This window comes from Enterobacter sp. QK-SA4, from assembly GCF_056856775.1.
On the sequence record NZ_JBXFXH010000007.1, the window covers coordinates 1,592,753 to 1,612,859 of the forward strand.

The following is a 20,107-nucleotide window of genomic DNA, read 5'->3' on the forward strand; positions in this document are numbered from 1 at the left end:
CCATTAAATGCCGTTATGGCTCATCCGGGCCAAGGGAATAGACCGGGTAACCATTCTCACGCCATTCCGTCAGCAGCTGCTGCTGCGAGGCGGAGGGCACTTCTCCACACCAGACCAGCAGGGTCTGGCCGTCGAAAAACTCAGGTTTGAGCTGCGCCAGCGAGTGCGCCAGAACATCCACGCGCCAGCCCTTCTGGGTCGCAATCCACGCTTCCAGCCACAGGCGGGTGGTATCGTGCACGTTCCAGCCGACAACCAGCGCATCTTTTCCGGCCTTGTTCTTCGCTGAGGCAAGGCAGACGGCAATGTAGTTGATCAGCACGCCGTCGAGCATGCTGAGCAGCGCCTGCAGGGTGGACTGCTGGCACTGCAGGCGTCGCCGGAGCGGAATGAAAAGATGGCTGATCAGCGTCTGTGCCGGATAGTCGCGGCCCTGCTCTTTTATCCATGCGCGCAGGCGCTGAAGATTGCCCGCCTGGAGGAGTCTCAACAATGTTTCCTGTTGTTCGCGCCAGAGGTGTTGCGTGTCCGGGTCATCATGGCTCAGCAGGGACTTCACTTTGCCGACCTGCACTCCGTTGTCGATCCAGCTTTTAATTTCGCGGATGCGGTCGATATCGGCCTCATTGAAAAGGCGATGCCCACCGTCGGTCCTCTGCGGTTTAAGCAATCCATACCGTCGCTGCCACGCCCGTAGGGTAACGGGATTGATATCACAAAGGAGTGCCACTTCACCTATCGTGTAAAGCGCCATATTCGCCCCCTGGCTTACGCGTTGCCAGCTTAACTGTAGACCCACTTTGACGAACCAGGAAGGATTGATTGATTTTTGAACAAACAATGCGAAGCATGCGCGATATTCAGAAAAAGGTGTGATAACGGACACGATTTTGCGCTTTTTTGGGATGCTTCAAAGAAAGTAAACCCGCATCAGTGTATGTTACGCGTTTTTAGCGTGTGCGGTTTTGAGTATGTACGAGTTTAATCTGGTGCTGCTGTTGCTTCAGCAGATGTGCGTGTTTCTGGTCATAGCCTGGCTGATGAGCAAAACGCGCCTGTTTATCCCGCTGATGCAGGTTACCGTACGCCTGCCGCATAAGCTGCTCTGCTACGTTACCTTCTCTATTTTCTGCATTATGGGGACCTATTTTGGTCTCCATATCGAAGACTCTATTGCCAACACGCGCGCTATCGGCGCGGTGATGGGCGGGCTGCTGGGCGGTCCCGTCGTCGGTGGGCTTGTCGGCTTAACCGGGGGGCTGCATCGCTATTCCATGGGCGGGATGACGGCGCTCAGCTGCATGATCTCGACGATCGTGGAAGGGCTGCTCGGCGGGCTGGTGCACAGCTACATGATCAAACGCGGCCGCCCGGATAAAGTCTTTAGCCCGCTTACCGCCGGTGCCATTACCTTTGTGGCCGAAGTGGCGCAGATGGCGATCATTCTGCTCATTGCCCGTCCGTTTGAGGATGCGCTGCACCTGGTCAGCAGTATTGCCGCCCCGATGATGGTCACCAACACCGTGGGTGCGGCGCTGTTTATGCGCATTCTGCTCGACAAGCGCGCCATGTTTGAGAAGTACACCTCGGCGTTTTCCGCCACGGCGCTGAAGGTCGCCGCCTCGACCGAAGGGATCCTGCGCCAGGGGTTTAACGAAGAAAACAGCATGAAGGTCGCGCAGGTGCTCTACAAGGAGCTGGATATCGGCGCGGTGGCCATAACCGACCGCGAGCGGCTGCTGGCCTTTACCGGCACCGGGGACGATCACCATCTGCCGGGTAAACCGATCTCCTCAGCCTATACGCTGCGCGCCATCGAAACCGGTGAGGTGGTGTATGCCGACGGTAACGAAGTGCCTTACCGCTGTTCGCTGCATCCGCAGTGCAAGCTGGGTTCCACGCTGGTAATTCCGCTGCGCGGGGAAAATCAGCGGGTGATGGGGACTATTAAGCTGTATGAGGCCAAAAACCGTCTGTTCAGCTCCATCAACCGCACGCTGGGGGAGGGGATAGCCCAGCTGCTGTCCGCGCAAATCCTGGCCGGGCAGTATGAACGGCAGAAAGCCCTGCTGACGCAGTCCGAAATTAAGCTGCTGCATGCCCAGGTCAACCCGCATTTCCTGTTTAATGCCCTCAACACGCTCAAAGCGGTGATCCGCCGCGACAGCGATCAGGCCGCGCAGCTGGTGCAGTTTCTGTCGACCTTTTTCCGTAAGAACCTGAAACGGCCGTCCGAGATCGTGACCCTCGCCGATGAGATTGAGCACGTGAATGCGTATCTGCAGATCGAGCAGGCGCGTTTCCAGTCGCGCCTGCAGGTGTCGCTCTCCGTTCCGGACGAGCTGGCGTATCAGCATCTCCCTGCCTTTACCCTGCAGCCTATAGTCGAAAACGCCATTAAACACGGCACGTCACAGCTTCTGGGAACGGGGGAGATAACCATTGCCGCCAGCCGTTTCAACCATCATCTGGTGCTGGATATTGAAGATAATGCCGGGCTTTATCAGCCTTCCGCCTCCGGCGGTTTGGGGATGAGCCTGGTGGATAAACGCCTGCGCGCCCATTTTGGCGACGACTGTGGGATTACCGTCGCCTGTGAGCCAGACCGATTTACCCGTATTACCGTACGACTGCCGCTGGAGGAAAACGCATGTTAAGAGTGCTGATCGTGGATGACGAGCCGCTGGCACGAGAAAACCTGCGCGTTCTGCTGCAGGAGCAGCCAGATATTGAGATTGTGGGTGAGTGCGCGAACGCCATTGAGGCCATCGGCGCGGTGCACAAGCTGCGCCCGGATGTGCTGTTCCTCGATATTCAGATGCCCCGCATCAGCGGGCTGGAGATGGTCGGCATGCTCGACCCGGCGCATCGCCCCTATATCGTGTTTCTGACGGCGTTCGACGAATATGCCGTTAAGGCCTTTGAGGAGCACGCGTTTGACTATTTACTCAAGCCGATTGAAGAGAAGCGTCTGGAAAAAACGCTCACCCGTTTACGCCAGGAGCGAACAGTACAGGACGTCACGCTGCTGCCGGAAAACCAGCAGCCGCTGAAGTTTATCCCCTGCACCGGGCACAGCCGGATTTATCTTCTGCAAATGGATGATGTGGCGTTTGTCAGCAGCCGCCTGAGCGGGGTGTTTGCCACCAGCGCGGAAGGGAATGAAGGATTTACCGAGCTGACCCTGCGCACGCTGGAGAGCCGCACGCCGCTGATCCGCTGCCATCGCCAGTATCTGGTGAACATGGCGCACCTGAAGGAGATTCGCCTGGAAGATAACGGCCAGGCCGAGCTGGTGCTGCGTGCCGGGCAAACGGTACCCGTCAGCCGTCGCTATCTCAAGAGTTTGAAAGAGGCGATTGGGCTGTAAAACTGGTACACTGCGCGCCATTGCATCATCGACATTCGAAGGCTCTATGCTAAGTAACGACATTCTTCGTAGCCTGCGCTACACCCTGAAAGCAAACAATAACGACATGGTGCGCATTCTTGCGCTGTCGGACATGGAATCCACGTCTGCAGGTTTCGATACCTGGATGACCAAAGAAGACGAAGAGGGCTTCGTTCGCTGCCCGGACATTATTCTGTCGGGTTTCCTGAACGGCCTGATTTACGATAAGCGTGGCAAAGATCCGGCTGCGCCAGAACTGGCACTGGAGCGTCGCGTGAACAACAACACGGTACTGAAAAAGCTGCGCATCGCGTTCTCGCTGAAAACGGACGATATCGTGGCGATCATGACGGAGCAAAAATACCGCGTATCCGTGCCGGAAGTGACCGCCATGATGCGCGCGCCGGATCATAAAAATTACCGCGAGTGCGGCGACCAGTTTCTGCGAAATTTCCTGCGCGGGCTGACCCACCGGGTGCATCACCCCAAGGCGTAAAGGCGGTAGGGTGCGGCCTGATGCCCTCACCCCGACCCTCTCCCACGTGGAGAGGGAGAAAACAAAACGCCATAAAAAAAGCCGGAGACAATCTCCGGCTTTTTTGTTATTTCACCTGCTGCCCAGGCTTCGCGCCTTCATCAGGGCTTAACAGGAAGATATCTTTCCCGCCAGGGCCTGCGGCCATTACCATCCCTTCAGAGATGCCGAAGCGCATTTTGCGCGGCGCAAGGTTCGCCACCATCACGGTTTGACGACCGATCAGCACCTGCGGGTCCGGGTAGGCTGAACGGATGCCGGAGAAGACGTTACGCTTCTCCCCGCCCAGATCCAGCGTCAGGCGCAGCAGCTTGTCAGATCCTTCCACGAATTCCGCGTTTTCGATCAGCGCCACGCGCAGGTCAACTTTGGCGAAATCGTCAAAGGTAATGGTCTCCTGAATCGGATCGTCTGCCAGCGGGCCGGTGACCGGTGCCGAAGCCGCCTTCACCTCTTCTTTAGACGCTTCCACCAGGGCTTCAACCTGCTTCATCTCGATGCGGTTGTACAGCGCTTTAAAGGTGTTCACCTTGTGGCCGAGCAGCGGCTGCGCCATGGCATCCCAGGTCAGTTCGGTGTTCAGGAACGCTTCGGCGCGGGCTGCCAGCTGCGGCAGAACCGGCTTCAGGTACGTCATCAGCACGCGGAACAGGTTGATGCCCATGGAGCAGATGGCCTGCAGGTCGGCATCGCGGCCTTCCTGTTTCGCGACAACCCACGGTGCCTGCTCGTCCACATAGCGGTTCGCCAGGTCAGCCAGGGCCATGATTTCGCGCACCGCTTTGCCGAACTCACGGGTTTCCCACGCGTCGCCAATGGTGGCTGCCGCGTCGGTAAAGGTTTTGTACAGGTCAGGATCGGCCAGTTCAGCCGCCATCACGCCGTCAAAACGTTTGGCAATAAAGCCCGCGTTACGGGAGGCCAGGTTCACCACCTTGTTGACGATGTCCGCGTTCACTCGCTGCACGAAATCTTCCAGGTTCAGGTCGATGTCGTCGATGCGGGAAGAGAGCTTCGCGGTGTAGTAGTAGCGCAGGCTGTCCGCGTCGAAGTGGTTCAGCCAGGTGCTGGCCTTAATGAACGTCCCGCGAGACTTGGACATCTTCGCGCCGTTCACCGTCACGTAGCCATGTACGAACAGGTTGGTTGGCTTTCGGAAGTTACTGCCTTCCAGCATCGCCGGCCAGAACAGGCTGTGGAAATAAACGATGTCTTTACCGATAAAGTGATACAGCTCTGCCGTGGAATCTTTCTTCCAGTATTCGTCGAAGCTGACGGTGTCGCCACGCTTGTCGCACAGGTTCTTGAAGGAGCCCATGTAGCCGATTGGCGCGTCCAGCCAGACGTAGAAGTATTTGCCCGGCGCGTTCGGGATTTCAAAGCCGAAGTACGGCGCATCGCGGGAGATATCCCACTGCTGCAGGCCGGATTCGAACCACTCCTGCATTTTGTTCGCCACCTGCTCCTGCAGCGCGCCGCTGCGGGTCCACGCCTGCAGCATTTCGCTGAAGGACGGCAGGTCGAAGAAGAAGTGCTCGGAGTCACGCATCACAGGCGTGGCGCCGGATACCACGGATTTCGGCTCGATAAGCTCGGTCGGGCTGTAGGTCGCGCCGCACACTTCGCAGTTATCGCCGTACTGGTCCGGGGATTTACATTTCGGACAGGTACCTTTGACGAAACGGTCCGGCAGGAACATGCCTTTTTCCGGATCGTAAAGCTGAGAGATGGTGCGGTTTTTGATAAAACCGTTCTCTTTCAGGCGGGTGTAGATCAGCTCCGACAGCTCGCGGTTTTCGTCGCTGTGCGTGGAGTGATAGTTGTTATAGCTGATGTCAAAGCCAGCAAAATCGGTCTGATGCTCCTGACTCATTTCGGCAATCATCTGCTCCGGGGAGATCCCCAGCTGCTGCGCTTTCAGCATGATCGGCGTGCCGTGAGCATCGTCCGCACAGATGAAGTTAACCTCGTGGCCGCGCATTCGCTGGTAACGGACCCAGACATCAGCCTGGATATGCTCCAGCATGTGGCCGAGGTGGATTGAGCCGTTGGCGTACGGCAGTGCGCACGTTACCAGAATTTTCTTCGCGACTTGAGTCATAGTAGGCATTACTTCTTTTAACTGTGAAAAGGGTTTTTGATGTTACCCGAAAGGTAATAACTACGCCAAGTGATAAGGGCATTAATCCATAAATGAATAATTGTTACCTCTGGGGTAAACTTGGTAATTACACGTCTTTTTTCAGAACAACTACAAAGGAGTCGGGATGAGTTCTCTATCCCAGGCCAAATCACCGGAAGCCTTACGAGCAATGGTCGCCGGGACGCTGGCTAACTTTCAGCATCCAACCCTGAAGCACAATCTCACTACGCTGAAAGCGTTACACCACGTTGCCTGGCTGGACGATACCCTGCACATTGAGCTGCAGATGCCGTTCGTCTGGACCAGCGCCTTTGACGCGCTGAAAGAGCAGACCAGCTCTGAGCTGCTGCGCATTACCGGTGCGAAGGCGATCGACTGGAAGCTGAGCCACAGCATCGCCACGCTGAAGCGCGTGAAAAACCAGCCTGGCGTAAACGGCGTGAAAAATATCATTGCCGTCAGCTCGGGCAAGGGCGGGGTAGGGAAATCTTCTACCGCCGTTAACCTGGCGCTCGCGCTGGCAGCGGAAGGGGCAAAGGTCGGTATTCTGGATGCGGATATCTACGGTCCGTCTATTCCGAACATGCTGGGCGCGGAAAACCAGCGCCCCACCTCGCCGGACGGGACCCACATGGCGCCAATTATGGCTCACGGTCTGGCGACCAACTCGATCGGTTACCTGGTGACCGACGATAACGCCATGGTCTGGCGCGGCCCGATGGCCAGCAAAGCGCTGCTACAGATGCTGCAGGAGACGATGTGGCCGGATCTGGATTATCTGGTGCTGGACATGCCGCCGGGCACCGGTGACATTCAGCTGACGCTGGCGCAGAACATTCCGGTCACGGGGGCGGTCGTCGTGACTACGCCGCAGGATATTGCGCTGATCGACGCCAAAAAAGGCATCGTGATGTTCGAGAAGGTGGAAGTGCCGGTGCTCGGTATCGTCGAGAACATGAGCGTGCACATCTGCAGCAACTGCGGTCACCACGAACCTATCTTCGGTACGGGTGGTGCAGAAAAACTGGCTGCGAAGTATCACACTCAGCTGCTGGGGCAGATGCCGCTGCACATTACCCTCCGTGAAGATCTGGACAGCGGAAAGCCGACAGTGGTCAGCCGCCCAGACAGCGAATTCGCGGAAATGTATCGCCAGCTGGCGGGACGCGTTGCGGCGCAGCTTTACTGGCAGGGCGAAGTGATCCCGGGCGAAATCGCGTTCCGCGCGGTGTAACGCCTTCGCGTTGAATTGCCGGGTGGCGCTTCGCTTACCTGGCCTACAACTGGCACTATCACGTAGGTCGGGTAAGGCGAAGCCGCCACCCGACTTTAACCCAACCGATAGTGCATCAAATAATACTCTCCGTCCGGAGAATCACCCGTAGCCTCAATGTGCCAGCCGTGTCGCTGGTAAAACGCGACAGCCCGCGCATTCTTCACCAGGCACTTAAGCGAACCCGTACTGGTAAACGTTTCCTGTAGGTGTTCAAGTAACTCATGCCCGACGCCCATGCTCTGATACTGCGGATCGACAAACAGGTTGTGCAGGAAATTATCGTTCGTCCAGACGGAGGCAAAACCCAGGCGATGACCGTTCTGCGTGGCAACCCAAATCACTTCGTCACGGGTTGCCGCGTCAAAGTCTTCAAGCTGCCAGTCTGCACTGTCCAGCCATGGCCAGGCTTCACGCCGGGCGTGGAGGTAGAGCGTGCGCAGGAAAGGGCGGTCACTTTCCTGCCAGGGGCGAATCACAATTGCGTTAGCGGTGATAGAAAATATCTCCATTGTAGGCTTTGTAGATCTTGCCATCAGCATCGCCGATCAGCACGTAGTTCTCACCCATATAGGTCCAGTGGGTTCCGGCATCCGGAGCCGGCAGGTTACGTAACTGGTACTGTTTGATGGTGTACTCTGGCGTTTGATACTGCGCCGGCGCCGTGTCGCCAATCTTGAATTTCGTAAAGTCAGCGATGAACTCTTGTTCTTCATAGGCCTTGATGCCGGATGGCGCAGCGGCCGTTTGCGGGGCAGCGAATGCGGATCCCGCCAGAGACAGTAATACACCCAGAAGCAGCAATTTACGCTTAGCCATTTTTTCTCCAGTGATATCGTTACAGATACTTTTCGTCTGCAGGTCGTGCAAAGCGGAGCAGACAGTCCATTTTAAGTATCAACGCAGGGTATGTTTGAAAAAAAATGTAACAAAAGTGGACGGTTTTGTGTAGTCGAATGGGATGATGTTTATCACTGTGGTGAATATTGCCTGCTCCTTATATTTTTAAAATTTATTATTTCACTAATTAATTCTGAAAATAACTTTTGACGTCAAAATTGGACTGATGTGTGAATGCTTTCCCTATGAAGACGATTTAATATTGCCTTCAGGTGAAGCGGGCTTACTTCCTTTTTTGTTACAGGTTTGAGTATTGCTTTCGTGTTTTAGAGAGCGGTTTGGCCACGTTTTATAATATCAGAATTTCATATTTCATGAAAATAATCAATTAAATTTCATGGTGTTAGATTTGATCTCTTTGCAAGATTAACGATAAGCGCAACGTTAAAAAGAAATATTTATACAAATGAAAAGTACAACTGCATTTTCGCTGTTATTTCTCACCGTTAGTCAGTTAACGGGGTGTGTATTTGCCCCCGGCCAGAACTTAAGTGTGTCCGGGAAAAAGGTCATTGCGGCGGAATACGTTAATTATAATCTTGATAAGCGCGTGGAAATTTTCCCATTAACGCCGGGATTGATTGAAAAGCTGCGTCCGACCGTATCGAAATCTCAGGCAAATCCTAATCTGGATGAGCAGATCAAAAACTGGGAATACCGTATTGGCACAGGCGACATCCTGACGATCACCGTCTGGGATCACCCTGAATTAACGACGCCCGCGGGACAATATCGTAGCGCAAGCGATGCAGGCAACTGGGTCAACGCCGATGGTACTCTCTTTTATCCCTACGTCGGTAAGCTGCAGGTGGCGGGAAAAACGGTTTCACAGGTACGTGAAGAGATTACAGAGCGACTGGATAAAGTCATTGAGAGCCCGCAGGTGGACGTCAGCATTGCCGCCTTCCGTTCGCAAAAAGCCTATGTCACCGGAGAGGTCGAAAAATCGGGCCAACAACCCATAACGAATATTCCACTGACGGTGATGGATGCGGTTAACGCCGCTGGCGGTCTTTCTGCGGATGCCGACTGGCGTAACGTCGTGCTCACGCATGATGGCAAGGACGCCCGCCTTTCGCTCTATGCGCTGATGCAGCATGGCGATTTGACTCAAAATAAGCTGCTTTATCCGGGCGATATCCTGTTTATTCCCCGGAACGACGCGCTGAAAGTGTTCGTGATGGGCGAAGTGGTCAAGCAGAGTACGCTTAAGATGGATCGTAGCGGCATGACGCTGGCCGAAGCCCTGGGAAATGCTGGTGGACTTAACCAAAATATGGCCGATGCAACCGGCATTTTTGTTATTCGGCAGGTATCCAAAAAAGGCGACACGGACAAAATTGCCAATATCTATCAACTGAATGCGGAAGATGCGTCAGCCATGGTGCTGGGTACGGAATTCCAGCTGGAGCCGTATGACATCGTTTACGTCACTACGGCACCGTTATCACGCTGGAATCGCGTGATCACCCAGCTGGTGCCTACCATCAGCGGCGTCCATGACCTGACCGAAACCGTTCGTTACATCAGATCGTGGCCGCAGTAATGTTTCAGTCAATCTTAGTGGTCTGCACTGGCAATATTTGCCGTTCACCGATTGGTGAGCGGCTGTTGCGTCAGCAATTACCCGGCAAGCAGGTGACCTCAGCAGGTATTTTTGGACTTGAAGGACGCCCGGCGGATGCGGCTGCGCAGGCTGTCGCCTGGCGTCATGGCGTTTCGCTGGAAGGGCATGTTGCCCGAAAGGTGACGCGCAGCCTGCTGCAACAATCCGATTTGATTCTGGTAATGGAGCCAACACACCTCCGTTTTATTGCCGCAATGACTCCGGAGAACCGGGGAAAATCGCTGCTCTTTGGACAATGGCTGGAAACCAGGGACATTCCCGACCCGTATCACAAAAGTCGCGAAGTTTATGAATATGTTTTCGAGCAATTGGGTAAAGCCAGTCAGGAATGGGCTCGTCGTTTGAGTCAACAAGGAATGAAGCCGTAATGTCGTCTTCTAAATCAGATAAATATAGTGCTGCGACACCGCAGAATAATGAAATCGATCTTCTTCAGTTGCTTGCTGAGATGTTTGACAACCGGGTGACGATTGCGTGTGTCACGCTCCTGTTCACGGTATGCGCGGGTATCTACGCGTTCAGCGCCACGCCAGTTTATCAGGCTGATGCCCTGGTACAGGTAGAGGCGAAGCAGAATAACTCGCTGCTCAAGAACCTGACCCCGTTCGAGTCTGAACTCTCGCCAGATGTTGCGCCGGAACTTTTACTCCTCAGATCACGGATGATTCTGGGAGAGACCGTTGATCAATTAGGGCTGACGTACAACGCCAGGCGACGCGTTTTTCCTGTCATTGGGTCTTTGTGGGAACACGTGCGGGGACGTAAATCCGATGAAATAACGATCGGCGCGCTGACTATTCCCCTTCTGGAAGGTAAGCCACAAACGCTTTTACTCACCGTACAGGGAAAAGGGCGGTATCGTCTTGAGGGAAAAACGCTTCAAGCAGAAGGCATCGTGGGGAAAACGCTGGTTAAAGACGGAATGTCGCTTCTGGTGACATCCCTCAGCGCGGAACCAGGCACCCAGTTTACCCTCGAAGCAGTTACAAGGCTTGACGCGATCGGCTCCATTCAGAACAGGCTTACGGTTGTTGAGTCGGCGAAACAGAGCGGTATGATCGCATTAACGTTAATGGGTGAAGACCCCGCCAGGATCGCCACGGTACTTAATACCATTGCTGAAAATTTTCTCAGCCAGAATATTGCGCGCCAGGAAGCGAAAGATTCCCGTAGCCTCACGTTCTTACAGGAGCAATTACCTAAGATCAGCCGGGAACTGGATGAAGCTGAAGCGCGTCTGAATGCCTACAGAGAGCAACGCGATTCTGTCGACTTATCTCTGGAAGCAAAGTCAGTCCTTGATCAGGTTGTTAACGTGGAAAACCAGCTTAATGAGCTGACGTTCCGCGAAGCAGAGGTTTCACAACTTTTTAAAAAGGACCATCCCACCTACCGTGCCCTGCTGGAGAAAAAACAAACGCTTGAACGCGAGCGTGCGCGCCTGAATAATCGCGTCTCAACCATGCCTTCCACGCAGCAGGAAATCTTACGGCTGAGTCGTGACGTTGAATCCGGGCGTACTATATACCTGCAGTTGCTGACGCGTCAGCAAGAGCTGAGTATTTCGCGTTCCAGCACTATCGGGAACGTGCGGATTATTGACCCGGCCATAGCGAAGCCAGATCCGATCAAACCGCACAAAGCGCTCATTATCGTACTGGGTATGCTGATGGGGTTGATGCTCTCTGCCGGAATGGTTTTAGTACGTTCAGCCTTTAAGCGGGGCATTACCTCGTCTGAACAACTGGAAGTGCAGGGGATACCGCTTCTGGCGACGCTTCCGCGCTCGGTATGGCTCTGGAAAAAAACGCACCTGCGCAGGAGAACCCTGTTTGCGTCCCACTGGAAGCACAGGACGTTGAACGTCCCTTTTCTGCCCGTTGACCGCCCGGCAGATATGTTTGTCGAGGCGGTACGCGGGCTGTGCACCAGTCTGCATTTTACCATGATGGATGCCACAAACCGGGTCGTCGTGGTGTCTGGACCCACGCAGGACTGCGGAAAGACGCTGGTCAGCACTTCAATGGCGTCGATTGCCGCTCAGGCCGGACAGCGAGTACTATTTATAGATGCGGATATGCGCAAGGGATATGTCCACAATGTGTTCAAACTGAGCAATCATCGGGGATTATCCTGCGTGCTCGGAGGAGATGTTGAATGGCAGGCGGCTGTTCAACGCGTTGAGAAAGGCGGTTTTGATGTATTGACCTGCGGACCGCAACCTTCACATCCCGTTGAGCTGCTCATGAGTGAACGCTTCCAGGCCGTGATGTTAGAGATAGATAAACTGTATGACATCGTGATTGTCGATACCCCACCTGTGCTTGCCGTAACGGATGCCTTGCTGATAGCCCGAGCAGCGGCGACCACGCTGCTGGTCGCCCGCTTTGGTAAAACTAACGTCAAGGAGATCGAGAACTGCCTGAAGCGTCTGCAGCAAATGGGCGTGCAGGTGAATGGCGCGATCCTCAATGATATCGTGAAATCTGCCGTGCTTTATTACAACTCGGGATATAGCCATTACGACTACGGTTATACCCAGGAATAAACCTGACGCGACACTTCTTTACAGCGAGAAGGCGTATTGCCCGTTAAGATGACCTTCATTAAAACATGAGGTCACAATGGATAACCGCAAAATCAACCGACTGCGCCGCTGGGCGCGGGAAGGGATTATTCTCGTTCTGCTGACGCTGGTCGTGGTGTGGGGCGTTGATCAATATAGAAAACCGACACTCCCCGCCAGTTTTAGCGCAACACCAATGCAGAGCATCGACGGTAACATTCACGATATCTCGGCCCTGAGTCAGGAACGCCCGCTGCTGATTTACGTCTGGGCCACCTGGTGCAGCATATGCCGTTACACGACGCCTTCCGTTAATCAGCTGGCAGAAGAGGGGGGGAACGTGGTGAGCATTGCCATGCGTTCCGGTGATAACACAAAGCTTGAGCGCTGGGTTGAAAAGAAACAGCTGAAAATGCCGGTGATAAATGATGAAAACGGTGCGTTGTCGCAGCAGTGGCAGGTGAGCGTGACGCCGACGCTGGTCATTGTGTCGAAGGGGAATGTGGTCAGCACCACGACGGGCTGGACGAGCTACTGGGGATTAAAATTAAGGATGTGGTGGGCAGGCGTATAAAAATAACCCCTCTCCCGGCGGAAGAGGGGTGCTGTATTACTTAGCCAGAACTTCCTGCGCGGTGCGCTCAACCAGAGACAGCAGGATTTTAATATCTTCCAGCGTCACGGTTGGGTTCAGCAGCGTCAGCTTCAGGCAGGTGACGCCGTTGTGCTCGGTCACACCAACGTTCGCACGGCCGGATTCCAGCAGCGCATCACCAATTTTCTGGTTCAGCAGGGCGATGCCCGCGTCATCCATCTGAACCTGTCCGCGGAAGCGGAACAGAACGCTTGCCAGCTGTGGCTGCATGACCAGTTCCAGAGCAGGCTGCTCTTTCACGTAGGCCGCAACCTGCTGCGCCAGGGTCACGCCGTGATCGATGATCGCCGCGTATTGCTCCTGACCCAGCGCTTCCAGGCTCATCCACAGCTTCAGCGCGTCAAAACGACGGGTGGTCTGCAGAGATTTGGACACCAGGTTAGGCACACCCGCTTCTTCGTCGAACTCAGAGTTCAGGTAGGCCGCCTGATAGCGCATCAGCTCGTAGTGACGCGCTTCTTTCAGCAGGAACGCGCCGCAGCTGATGGTCTGGAAGAACTGCTTGTGGAAGTCCAGGGTGACGGAATCCACCAGCTCGATGCCGTCCAGGTAGTGACGATACTGCTCAGACATCAGCAGCGCGCCGCCCCAGGCCGCATCAACGTGTACCCAGATGTTCTGCTTAGCGGCCAGCTCTGCAATTGCACGCAGCGGGTCAATAGCACCGGCATCGGTTGTACCTGCCGTTGCGACGATCGCCAGAATCTGCTCGCCGTTCGCGTTGCACTGCTCAATTTTCGCCGCCAGATCGGTCAGATCCATGCGGGAAAATTCGTCCGTTTTCACCTGCACCACGGACTGGTAGCCCAGACCCATCAGCGCCATGTTTTTCTGCACGGAGAAGTGTGCGTTTTCGGAGCACAGCACGCGAATTTTGCGCAGATCTCCCACCAGACCGTCCTGCTGAACGGAGTGACCCTGACGCGCGAAGAACGCATCGCGAGCCAGCATCAGGCCCATCAGGTTGCTCTGGGTACCGCCGCTGGTGAAGACACCTGCGTCGCCGGCCTGATAACCCACGCGGGTACGCAGCCACTCGATCAGCTTGATCTCAATAATGGTTGCGGACGGGCTTTGATCCCAGGAGTCCATACTCTGGTTAGTGGCGTTGATCAGCACTTCCGCCGCCTGGCTTACCACCAGACTTGGGCAGTGCAGGTGCGCCACACACTGCGGGTGATGAACGGACAGGCTGTCTTTCAGGAAGAACTCCACGGCGCGTTCAATCGCCGCTTCGTTGCCCAGCCCTTTCGGGTTGAAATCCAGCTTAATACGGTCGCGCAGTTCTGCGACCGTTTTGCCCTGGTACATCTCAGGCTGTTTCAGCCACTGCATCACAGCCTGAGTGCTTTGTTCGATCGCCTGCTGATAAGCTTCAATGCTCTGCGCAGAGGAGAACAAAATTGGGTTTGAATCAGACATCGTAATCAATAACTCCGGTTACGCCGGGCGAACGCCCGCAGCAAGCAGTGCCTGCTCAAATTTATCCAGGAAGATTTTCAGCTCTTCGTCGCTGATCAGCAGAGACGGCAGCAGACGCAGAACGATACCGTTACGGCCACCGCGCTCCAGAATCAGACCGGCTTCGAAGCACTTCTTCTGAATCAGTGCAGACAGCTCGCCGTCGCCCGGGAAGCAGCCCATGTGGTCAGCGGCTTCGTGTGGCTTAACGATCTCAATACCGATCATCATGCCCAGGCCGCGCACGTGGCCGATAACCGGATAGCGTTTCGCCATCTCTTTCAGCTGGCCTTTCAGCCATTCGCCCTGTGCAGCCACTTTGCCTGCGATGTTCTGGTCTTTCAGGATTTTCAGCGTCGTCAGACCGGTTGCCATCGCCAGCTGGTTGCCGCGGAAGGTACCGGTGTGGTGACCTGGCGCCCATGCGTCGAACTGCTTTTTGATACCGAGCACGGCCAGCGGCAGACCGCCACCTACGGCTTTAGACATCACGATGATGTCTGGCTCAATGCCCGCGTGTTCGAAGGCGAAGAATTTACCGGTACGGGCAAAGCCAGCCTGAACTTCGTCGAGGATCAGCAGAATGCCGTGTTCCTGAGTCACTTTACGGATGCGCTGCAGCCACTCAGCCGGAGCCGGGTTCACGCCGCCTTCGCCCTGAACGGCTTCCAGAATCACCGCAGCAGGTTTACGCACGCCGCTTTCAACGTCGTTGATCAGGTTATCGAAGTAGTAAGTCAGCGCTTTCACGCCCGCTTCACCACCGATACCCAGCGGGCAGCGGTATTCGTGCGGGTAAGGCATGAACTGCACTTCTGGCATCATACCGTCAACCGCTTCTTTCGGAGACAGGTTACCGGTCACGGACAGCGCGCCGTGGGTCATACCGTGGTAACCACCAGAGAAGCTGATGATACCGCTACGACCGGTCACTTTTTTCGCCAGCTTCAGCGCCGCTTCAACGGCGTCAGCACCGGATGGACCGGTGAACTGCAGGCAGTACTCTTTGCCCTGACCAGGCAGCAGAGAGAGCAGGTATTCAGAAAACGCGTCTTTCAGAGGCGTAGTCAGATCCAGGGTATGTAACGGCAAGCCGCTGGTAATGACATTTTGGATGCTTTTCAGCACATCAGGATGGTTATGGCCAAGCGCAAGGGTCCCCGCGCCTGCTAAACAGTCAAGGTATTCTTTATTATCTGCATCGGTGATCCACACGCCTTCTGCTTTAGTGATGGCTAAAGGCAGTTTGCGCGGATAACTCCTGACGTTAGATTCAAACTCGGCCTGACGGGCCAGATAGGTTTCGTTGCTTTTGTGGGCATCTACGGTGTCAATACGGACTTTATCCGTCATCATATCACTCCTACAACCGCCGCTTCGTTATGAGCCACGATTGAATAAAAAGTTAAAAAACAGATGGGGGCCTGAAAAAAACGCCGCCAATATAGAGCCTTTTGCCACGGGGCTCAATGGTTAATTTGTTTACTGTTTTGTGACATGGCGCTCAGGGGAAGGGATATCCCCTTTTTAAGAAAGAAAATTGCGCTTTATGATAAAGAAAAACAGACTGTTACGTGTGTTCTGCCCCGACTGTAAATTCATAAAAAAGAGTGTGACAAATCGTGCCATTCGCTGACCAAAAAGGAGGCAGACAGCCTCCTTGTTAGCTTTATTTCTGCGACACCTGCAAAATGCCGTGGTTACGCCCCGTCGTCTTATTCCAGGACGCCGCCGTAATGCCGTTCTCATCAAGGCTTAGCGATATAACAAAACCATTACCGTGAATCTCATAGAAATGAGCATTCAGACGTTTCACGATGGCCTTTTTGCCGTTTATGGTGGCGTTAAAAAAGCCATTTGAAATCGTGGCGTTAACCGCATCCGATGTGAAAGTGGCTTCACGCAAAGGGTCGTGGACCGCAGCTGTTGTGTGCTGTGCCGCATTTTGGGCTTTTGTTTTGTGAATATCACAAGAGCCGTCATTCGCGTTCATCTCAGTACATCCTGAACGTTCTAATTGAGCACGATAGTGCGCGTTAATCGCATGAGCCGGTGTTGTCGCTACCGTCAATATCAGTGCAATCCATATTAATTGAGTTTTCATGGCTAAACTTTTGTCCACCTTATAAAACGCACAGATAATAAGAGACGTACATCATGCCGATCCAAATACCGACACCAATGAGCATCAGATACAGGGTCGCTGAAATAATGATATGTCTGAGCATGTTTTTTCTGTCATCGCTATTCTTGCCGGAGGCAAGCGGGTTATTAACTTAACGGCGTCAGTTAATAATGCTTAAGTTGTATTTAGTTAAAAGCCCATTCCGACGCCAACTGACGCCCCCATATTATTGGCGGTATCATCAGAGAAGCTCACTTTCGCGATGACATGTGAACTAAAGTTAACGGATGCCCCGACGGCAAGGGCGCTTTCATTATTGTACGATGCACCGCCAGCAGAGAACATAACATGCTGATTCGTTTGTACCTGCGGTAAACCTGCCATCGCCATGGCGCCCGAGATACCGGCGTTGGCCTGCTTCTTATTATTATCCACTTCGTCATGCAATGATTTGAATTGCTGATTGGTGTTGTTATTCATTGCCTGTAACGTCTGCTTTGTTGCCTGAAGTTCCTGAGCGGTGGCGGTAACAGCCTGGGTATTATTAGCCACTTTAGTTTGCGTTGCTGCGTCTACCTGCATGTGCGTCACGGTGGTCGTCACGCCATCTTTACCATCTTTACCATCTACGCCGTTAGTGGGTTTAGGGGCATTTTCCAGGCTGTCAAGACGGTTATCTTGCACTTTGTTAACGTTTTCCATATTGATAATTTCTGTGCCGTTCGTCATAACGCCCTGTAAAGCCGCATCGCTTTTTTGATTGGCAGTATCTGCAAGCGCGCCAGCAAGCAAGGCTTTTTGGTAAGCGTCATTTGTGGCTTGCTCAATAACCAAAACACCTAATTTAGTGGATTGAAGGTCGCTATCCACCTGCGTTAAGCGATTTTCAGTTGAGAGATCGCGAGCAATACTATCGACCCTGTTTTGCGTAATTTGGTCTTGATGGTCATTCACAATATCTGTGATTGATGCGTCATCCCAAACGGCAGCAGCAGCGTTGGTAATATTCATGGCGCTACCGGCGACCACCCCAAATACAAAAACAGGAATAACAGATTTATTGAAAAGTTTCATTCGAAGGACTCACATCATTAATGTATAAAAAAACAAAATTAAGCAGAACAGTTTTGGCTTTAGTGGCATGTGGATATCTGTATTTCCGTATGTAAATACTGGATATTCGATGCCCGGACCTTTTTTAGTAGCGTGAATAAACTATCGATTAAACCCAAATTGATGATTTTGATCTAAATCATAAATGATATGAATAAATGAAAGGGCAGGGGGCTGTATCGAGGAGGTTTATTTAATGTATACATTAACTTATGGATTGTGCGATAAATCAAGGGAAGCGTTAAGCTATTGATGAAAGTACAAATGTTTAATAGAGTTAAATAAATTAGTACTTTCTTATTCTTTCATGCGAAAGAAGTTTATCTATCTTATAAAAGCGGAATGAGCACGTAATAAAAAATAATAGTCTCAGCAAAAGTACGTAATAAAGTTTTTCAATAACGTATTAACAATTACTGAACCAGAATTAACTAAAGCGTAATAAATGTTGGCAAATGACGGGAAAGAGCGTCTGGAGATTTCCGCTGTGACAAACGGCGTGATAAATCGAAACTCCTTGCGCCTGGCCTGGGGCCGCGGTTACACTACATAACGTTAATGAGTTTTATAACTCACTGTTTTAAAAGTATTTTGACTCGGGGTGCCCTTCTTTGTGAAGGCTGAGAAATACCCGTATTACCTGATCTGGATAATGCCAGCGTAGGGAAGTCAGATGCCTTCCCGGTCATCGCTTCTTCACGCAAGGCAGGAGCGAAACCATGCAGCCTGACCTGCTCAATTTACGCGTTTTACACTACTTCCGAACCCGTTCTCCGCTGACCCACTGTATGACCAACGATGTCGTACAGACCTTCACGGCCAACGTTTTGCTGGCGCTTGGCGCATCACCCGCGATGGTGATTGAGGCCGAAGAGGCTGAACAGTTTGCCGGCATCGCCGATGCGCTGCTGATTAACGTTGGTACGCTGACCTCGCCGCGTGCCCAGGCGATGCGTCGGGCAATAGAAAGCGCGGTGGCTGCAGGCAAGCCCTGGACGCTGGACCCGGTTACCGCGGGTGCCCTGACGTTCCGCACCCGTTTTTGCCATCAAATCCTTGCCCTGAAACCGGCTGCCATTCGCGGCAATGCCTCCGAAATTCTTGCCCTTGCCGGAATGAGCGCGGGCGGGCGCGGCGTTGATACAACCGATACCGCAGCCAGCGCGGTGCCCGCCGCACAGGCGCTGGCTCGCCAGACCAATGCCGTTGTGGTCGTCACCGGCGAGGTGGATTACATCACTGACGGGCAACGCACCCGCACGATAACGGGCGGCGATCCGTTGATGACGCGCGTAGTGGGAACCGGATGCGCGCTTTCTGCCGTTGTGGCGGCGAGCTGCTCGCTGCCTGGCGACCGGATGGATAACGTCGCTGCCGCCTGCGGATGGATGAAGCGAGCCGGAACGGTGGCCGTTGCGCAGTCACGTGGGCCTGGCAGTTTTGCCAGCGCGTTTCTGGATGCGCTCTATACGCTGGAGGAGCAGGCATGAAACGGATTAACGCCCTGACCATTGCCGGCACCGATCCCAGCGGCGGCGCGGGTATCCAGGCCGATCTCAAAACTTTCTCGGCCCTTGGCGCGTACGGCTGCTCGGTCATTACCGCGCTGGTGGCGCAAAACACGCGCGGCGTGCAGTCGGTCTATCGTATCGAGCCGGATTTTGTTGCCGCGCAGCTGGATTCTGTGTTCAGCGACGTGCGCATCGATACCACCAAGATCGGCATGCTGGCCGAGACGGATATTGTGGAAGCGGTGGCCGAGCGGCTTAAACGCTATCAGGTGCAAAACGTGGTGCTGGATACCGTCATGCTGGCGAAAAGCGGCGACCCGCTGCTCTCCGCCTCCGCCGTGGAGACGCTGCGTACAAAGCTACTGCCGCAGGTGGCGCTTATCACGCCAAATCTGCCGGAAGCCGCCGCGCTGTTAGGCACATCGCATGCGCAAACTGAACGCGAGATGAAAGCGCAGGGAAACGCGCTGTTGGCAATGGGCTGCGGCGCGGTGCTGATGAAAGGCGGGCACCTGGATGATGCCGAAAGCCCGGACTGGCTGTTTACCCGCGACGGCGAAGTACGCTTTACCGCGCCGCGCGTGCAGACCAAAAACACCCACGGCACGGGCTGCACGCTCTCCGCCGCGCTGGCGGCGCTGCGCCCGCGGCATGACGGCTGGGCCGATACGGTGCGCGAAGCGAAAACCTGGCTCTCGGCGGCGCTGGCAAAAGCCGATACTCTGGAAGTGGGTCACGGTATTGGGCCGGTTCATCATTTTCATGCATGGTGGTAACCCAGTATACTGGCAGGAAACACCACGCCTG

The 20,107-nt window shown here is 54.1% G+C and carries 18 protein-coding genes and 1 riboswitch; of the genes, 10 read left to right on the forward strand and 8 right to left on the reverse strand.

The features are described 5' to 3' along the window. Nucleotides 1-13 precede the first annotated feature (13 nt). The gene (gene mlrA, locus AC1VYI_RS09170; protein WP_047741588.1) at nt 14-754 is read right to left on the reverse strand and encodes an HTH-type transcriptional regulator MlrA; all 741 of its coding nucleotides are present in this window, start codon (nt 752-754) and stop codon (nt 14-16) included. Nucleotides 755-971: 217 nt separating this feature from the next. On the opposite strand from mlrA, the gene AC1VYI_RS09175 reads away from it, so the two are divergent. From AC1VYI_RS09175 to AC1VYI_RS09185, 3 genes are read left to right on the forward strand one after another with little or no spacing between them, the layout of a single operon-like run. After that, nucleotides 972-2,657 carry a sensor histidine kinase gene (locus tag AC1VYI_RS09175; RefSeq protein ID WP_023312444.1) on the forward strand — a complete coding sequence of 562 codons (1,686 nt, stop codon included), beginning with the start codon at nt 972-974 and terminating at the stop codon, nt 2,655-2,657. Then, nucleotides 2,651-3,370 (forward strand): two-component system response regulator BtsR, encoded by a 720-nt coding sequence (gene btsR, locus AC1VYI_RS09180; protein WP_134865925.1) that lies wholly within the window; start codon nt 2,651-2,653, stop codon nt 3,368-3,370. The genes AC1VYI_RS09175 and btsR overlap by 7 nt, the downstream gene beginning before the upstream one ends. Nucleotides 3,371-3,416: 46 nt before the next feature. Further along, nucleotides 3,417-3,887 (forward strand): YehS family protein, encoded by a 471-nt coding sequence (locus AC1VYI_RS09185; protein WP_023312442.1) that lies wholly within the window; start codon nt 3,417-3,419, stop codon nt 3,885-3,887. Between the two features lie 106 nt (nt 3,888-3,993). Here AC1VYI_RS09185 and metG read toward each other — a convergent pair whose 3' ends face one another. After that, complete coding sequence (gene metG, locus AC1VYI_RS09190; RefSeq protein ID WP_482879758.1) at nt 3,994-6,027, reverse strand: methionine--tRNA ligase; 2,034 nt, start codon at nt 6,025-6,027, stop codon at nt 3,994-3,996. Nucleotides 6,028-6,193: 166 nt separating this feature from the next. On the opposite strand from metG, the gene apbC reads away from it, so the two are divergent. Continuing rightward, entirely contained in the window at nt 6,194-7,303 is a 1,110-nt protein-coding gene (gene apbC, locus AC1VYI_RS09195; protein WP_023312440.1) for an iron-sulfur cluster carrier protein ApbC, read from the forward strand. A 95-nt stretch (nt 7,304-7,398) separates the two neighbouring features. On the opposite strand, the gene AC1VYI_RS09200 is transcribed toward apbC, so the two are convergent. Then, complete coding sequence (locus AC1VYI_RS09200) at nt 7,399-7,854, reverse strand: GNAT family N-acetyltransferase (RefSeq protein ID WP_226484046.1); 456 nt, start codon at nt 7,852-7,854, stop codon at nt 7,399-7,401. Next, nucleotides 7,829-8,161 (reverse strand): RcnB family protein, encoded by a 333-nt coding sequence (locus tag AC1VYI_RS09205; RefSeq protein WP_023336316.1) that lies wholly within the window; start codon nt 8,159-8,161, stop codon nt 7,829-7,831. The genes AC1VYI_RS09200 and AC1VYI_RS09205 overlap by 26 nt, the downstream gene beginning before the upstream one ends. A 487-nt stretch (nt 8,162-8,648) precedes the next feature. Between AC1VYI_RS09205 and AC1VYI_RS09210 the strand changes: the two genes are divergently transcribed. The 4 genes from AC1VYI_RS09210 (at nt 8,649) to AC1VYI_RS09225 (ending at nt 13,009) form a co-directional block, all read left to right on the forward strand. Next, nucleotides 8,649-9,788, forward strand: coding sequence for a polysaccharide export protein (locus AC1VYI_RS09210; RefSeq protein WP_134865927.1), 1,140 nt, complete (start codon nt 8,649-8,651; stop codon nt 9,786-9,788). Next, entirely contained in the window at nt 9,788-10,237 is a 450-nt protein-coding gene (locus AC1VYI_RS09215; RefSeq protein WP_047749035.1) for an arsenate reductase/protein-tyrosine-phosphatase family protein, read from the forward strand. The genes AC1VYI_RS09210 and AC1VYI_RS09215 overlap by 1 nt, the downstream gene beginning before the upstream one ends. Then, nucleotides 10,237-12,417 (forward strand): polysaccharide biosynthesis tyrosine autokinase, encoded by a 2,181-nt coding sequence (locus AC1VYI_RS09220; RefSeq protein ID WP_134865928.1) that lies wholly within the window; start codon nt 10,237-10,239, stop codon nt 12,415-12,417. Before AC1VYI_RS09215 ends, AC1VYI_RS09220 begins: the two co-directional genes overlap by 1 nt. A 76-nt stretch (nt 12,418-12,493) precedes the next feature. Beyond that, nucleotides 12,494-13,009: a protein disulfide oxidoreductase gene (locus AC1VYI_RS09225; RefSeq protein ID WP_134865929.1), complete on the forward strand. Its 516-nt coding sequence runs from the start codon at nt 12,494-12,496 to the stop codon at nt 13,007-13,009. A 36-nt stretch (nt 13,010-13,045) separates the two neighbouring features. On the opposite strand, the gene AC1VYI_RS09230 is transcribed toward AC1VYI_RS09225, so the two are convergent. From AC1VYI_RS09230 to AC1VYI_RS09245, 4 genes are all read right to left on the reverse strand, one after another. Beyond that, the gene (locus AC1VYI_RS09230) at nt 13,046-14,512 is read right to left on the reverse strand and encodes a pyridoxal phosphate-dependent decarboxylase family protein (RefSeq protein WP_023312433.1); all 1,467 of its coding nucleotides are present in this window, start codon (nt 14,510-14,512) and stop codon (nt 13,046-13,048) included. 18 nt (nt 14,513-14,530) lie between these two features. After that, the gene (locus AC1VYI_RS09235; RefSeq protein ID WP_014884533.1) at nt 14,531-15,907 is read right to left on the reverse strand and encodes a diaminobutyrate--2-oxoglutarate transaminase; all 1,377 of its coding nucleotides are present in this window, start codon (nt 15,905-15,907) and stop codon (nt 14,531-14,533) included. 313 nt (nt 15,908-16,220) lie between these two features. Continuing rightward, nucleotides 16,221-16,655 (reverse strand): hypothetical protein, encoded by a 435-nt coding sequence (locus AC1VYI_RS09240; protein ID WP_045402934.1) that lies wholly within the window; start codon nt 16,653-16,655, stop codon nt 16,221-16,223. A 210-nt stretch (nt 16,656-16,865) separates the two neighbouring features. Continuing rightward, entirely contained in the window at nt 16,866-17,750 is an 885-nt protein-coding gene (locus AC1VYI_RS09245) for a YadA C-terminal domain-containing protein (RefSeq protein ID WP_226484031.1), read from the reverse strand. Between the two features lie 626 nt (nt 17,751-18,376). Continuing rightward, nucleotides 18,377-18,473, forward strand: a riboswitch (TPP riboswitch). Between the two features lie 35 nt (nt 18,474-18,508). Here AC1VYI_RS09245 and thiM point away from each other — a divergent pair. Then, entirely contained in the window at nt 18,509-19,279 is a 771-nt protein-coding gene (gene thiM / locus AC1VYI_RS09250) for a hydroxyethylthiazole kinase (protein ID WP_134865930.1), read from the forward strand. Continuing rightward, nucleotides 19,276-20,076 (forward strand): bifunctional hydroxymethylpyrimidine kinase/phosphomethylpyrimidine kinase, encoded by an 801-nt coding sequence (gene thiD / locus AC1VYI_RS09255; RefSeq protein WP_023312429.1) that lies wholly within the window; start codon nt 19,276-19,278, stop codon nt 20,074-20,076. Before thiM ends, thiD begins: the two co-directional genes overlap by 4 nt. The last annotated feature ends 31 nt before the right edge of the window (nt 20,077-20,107 follow it).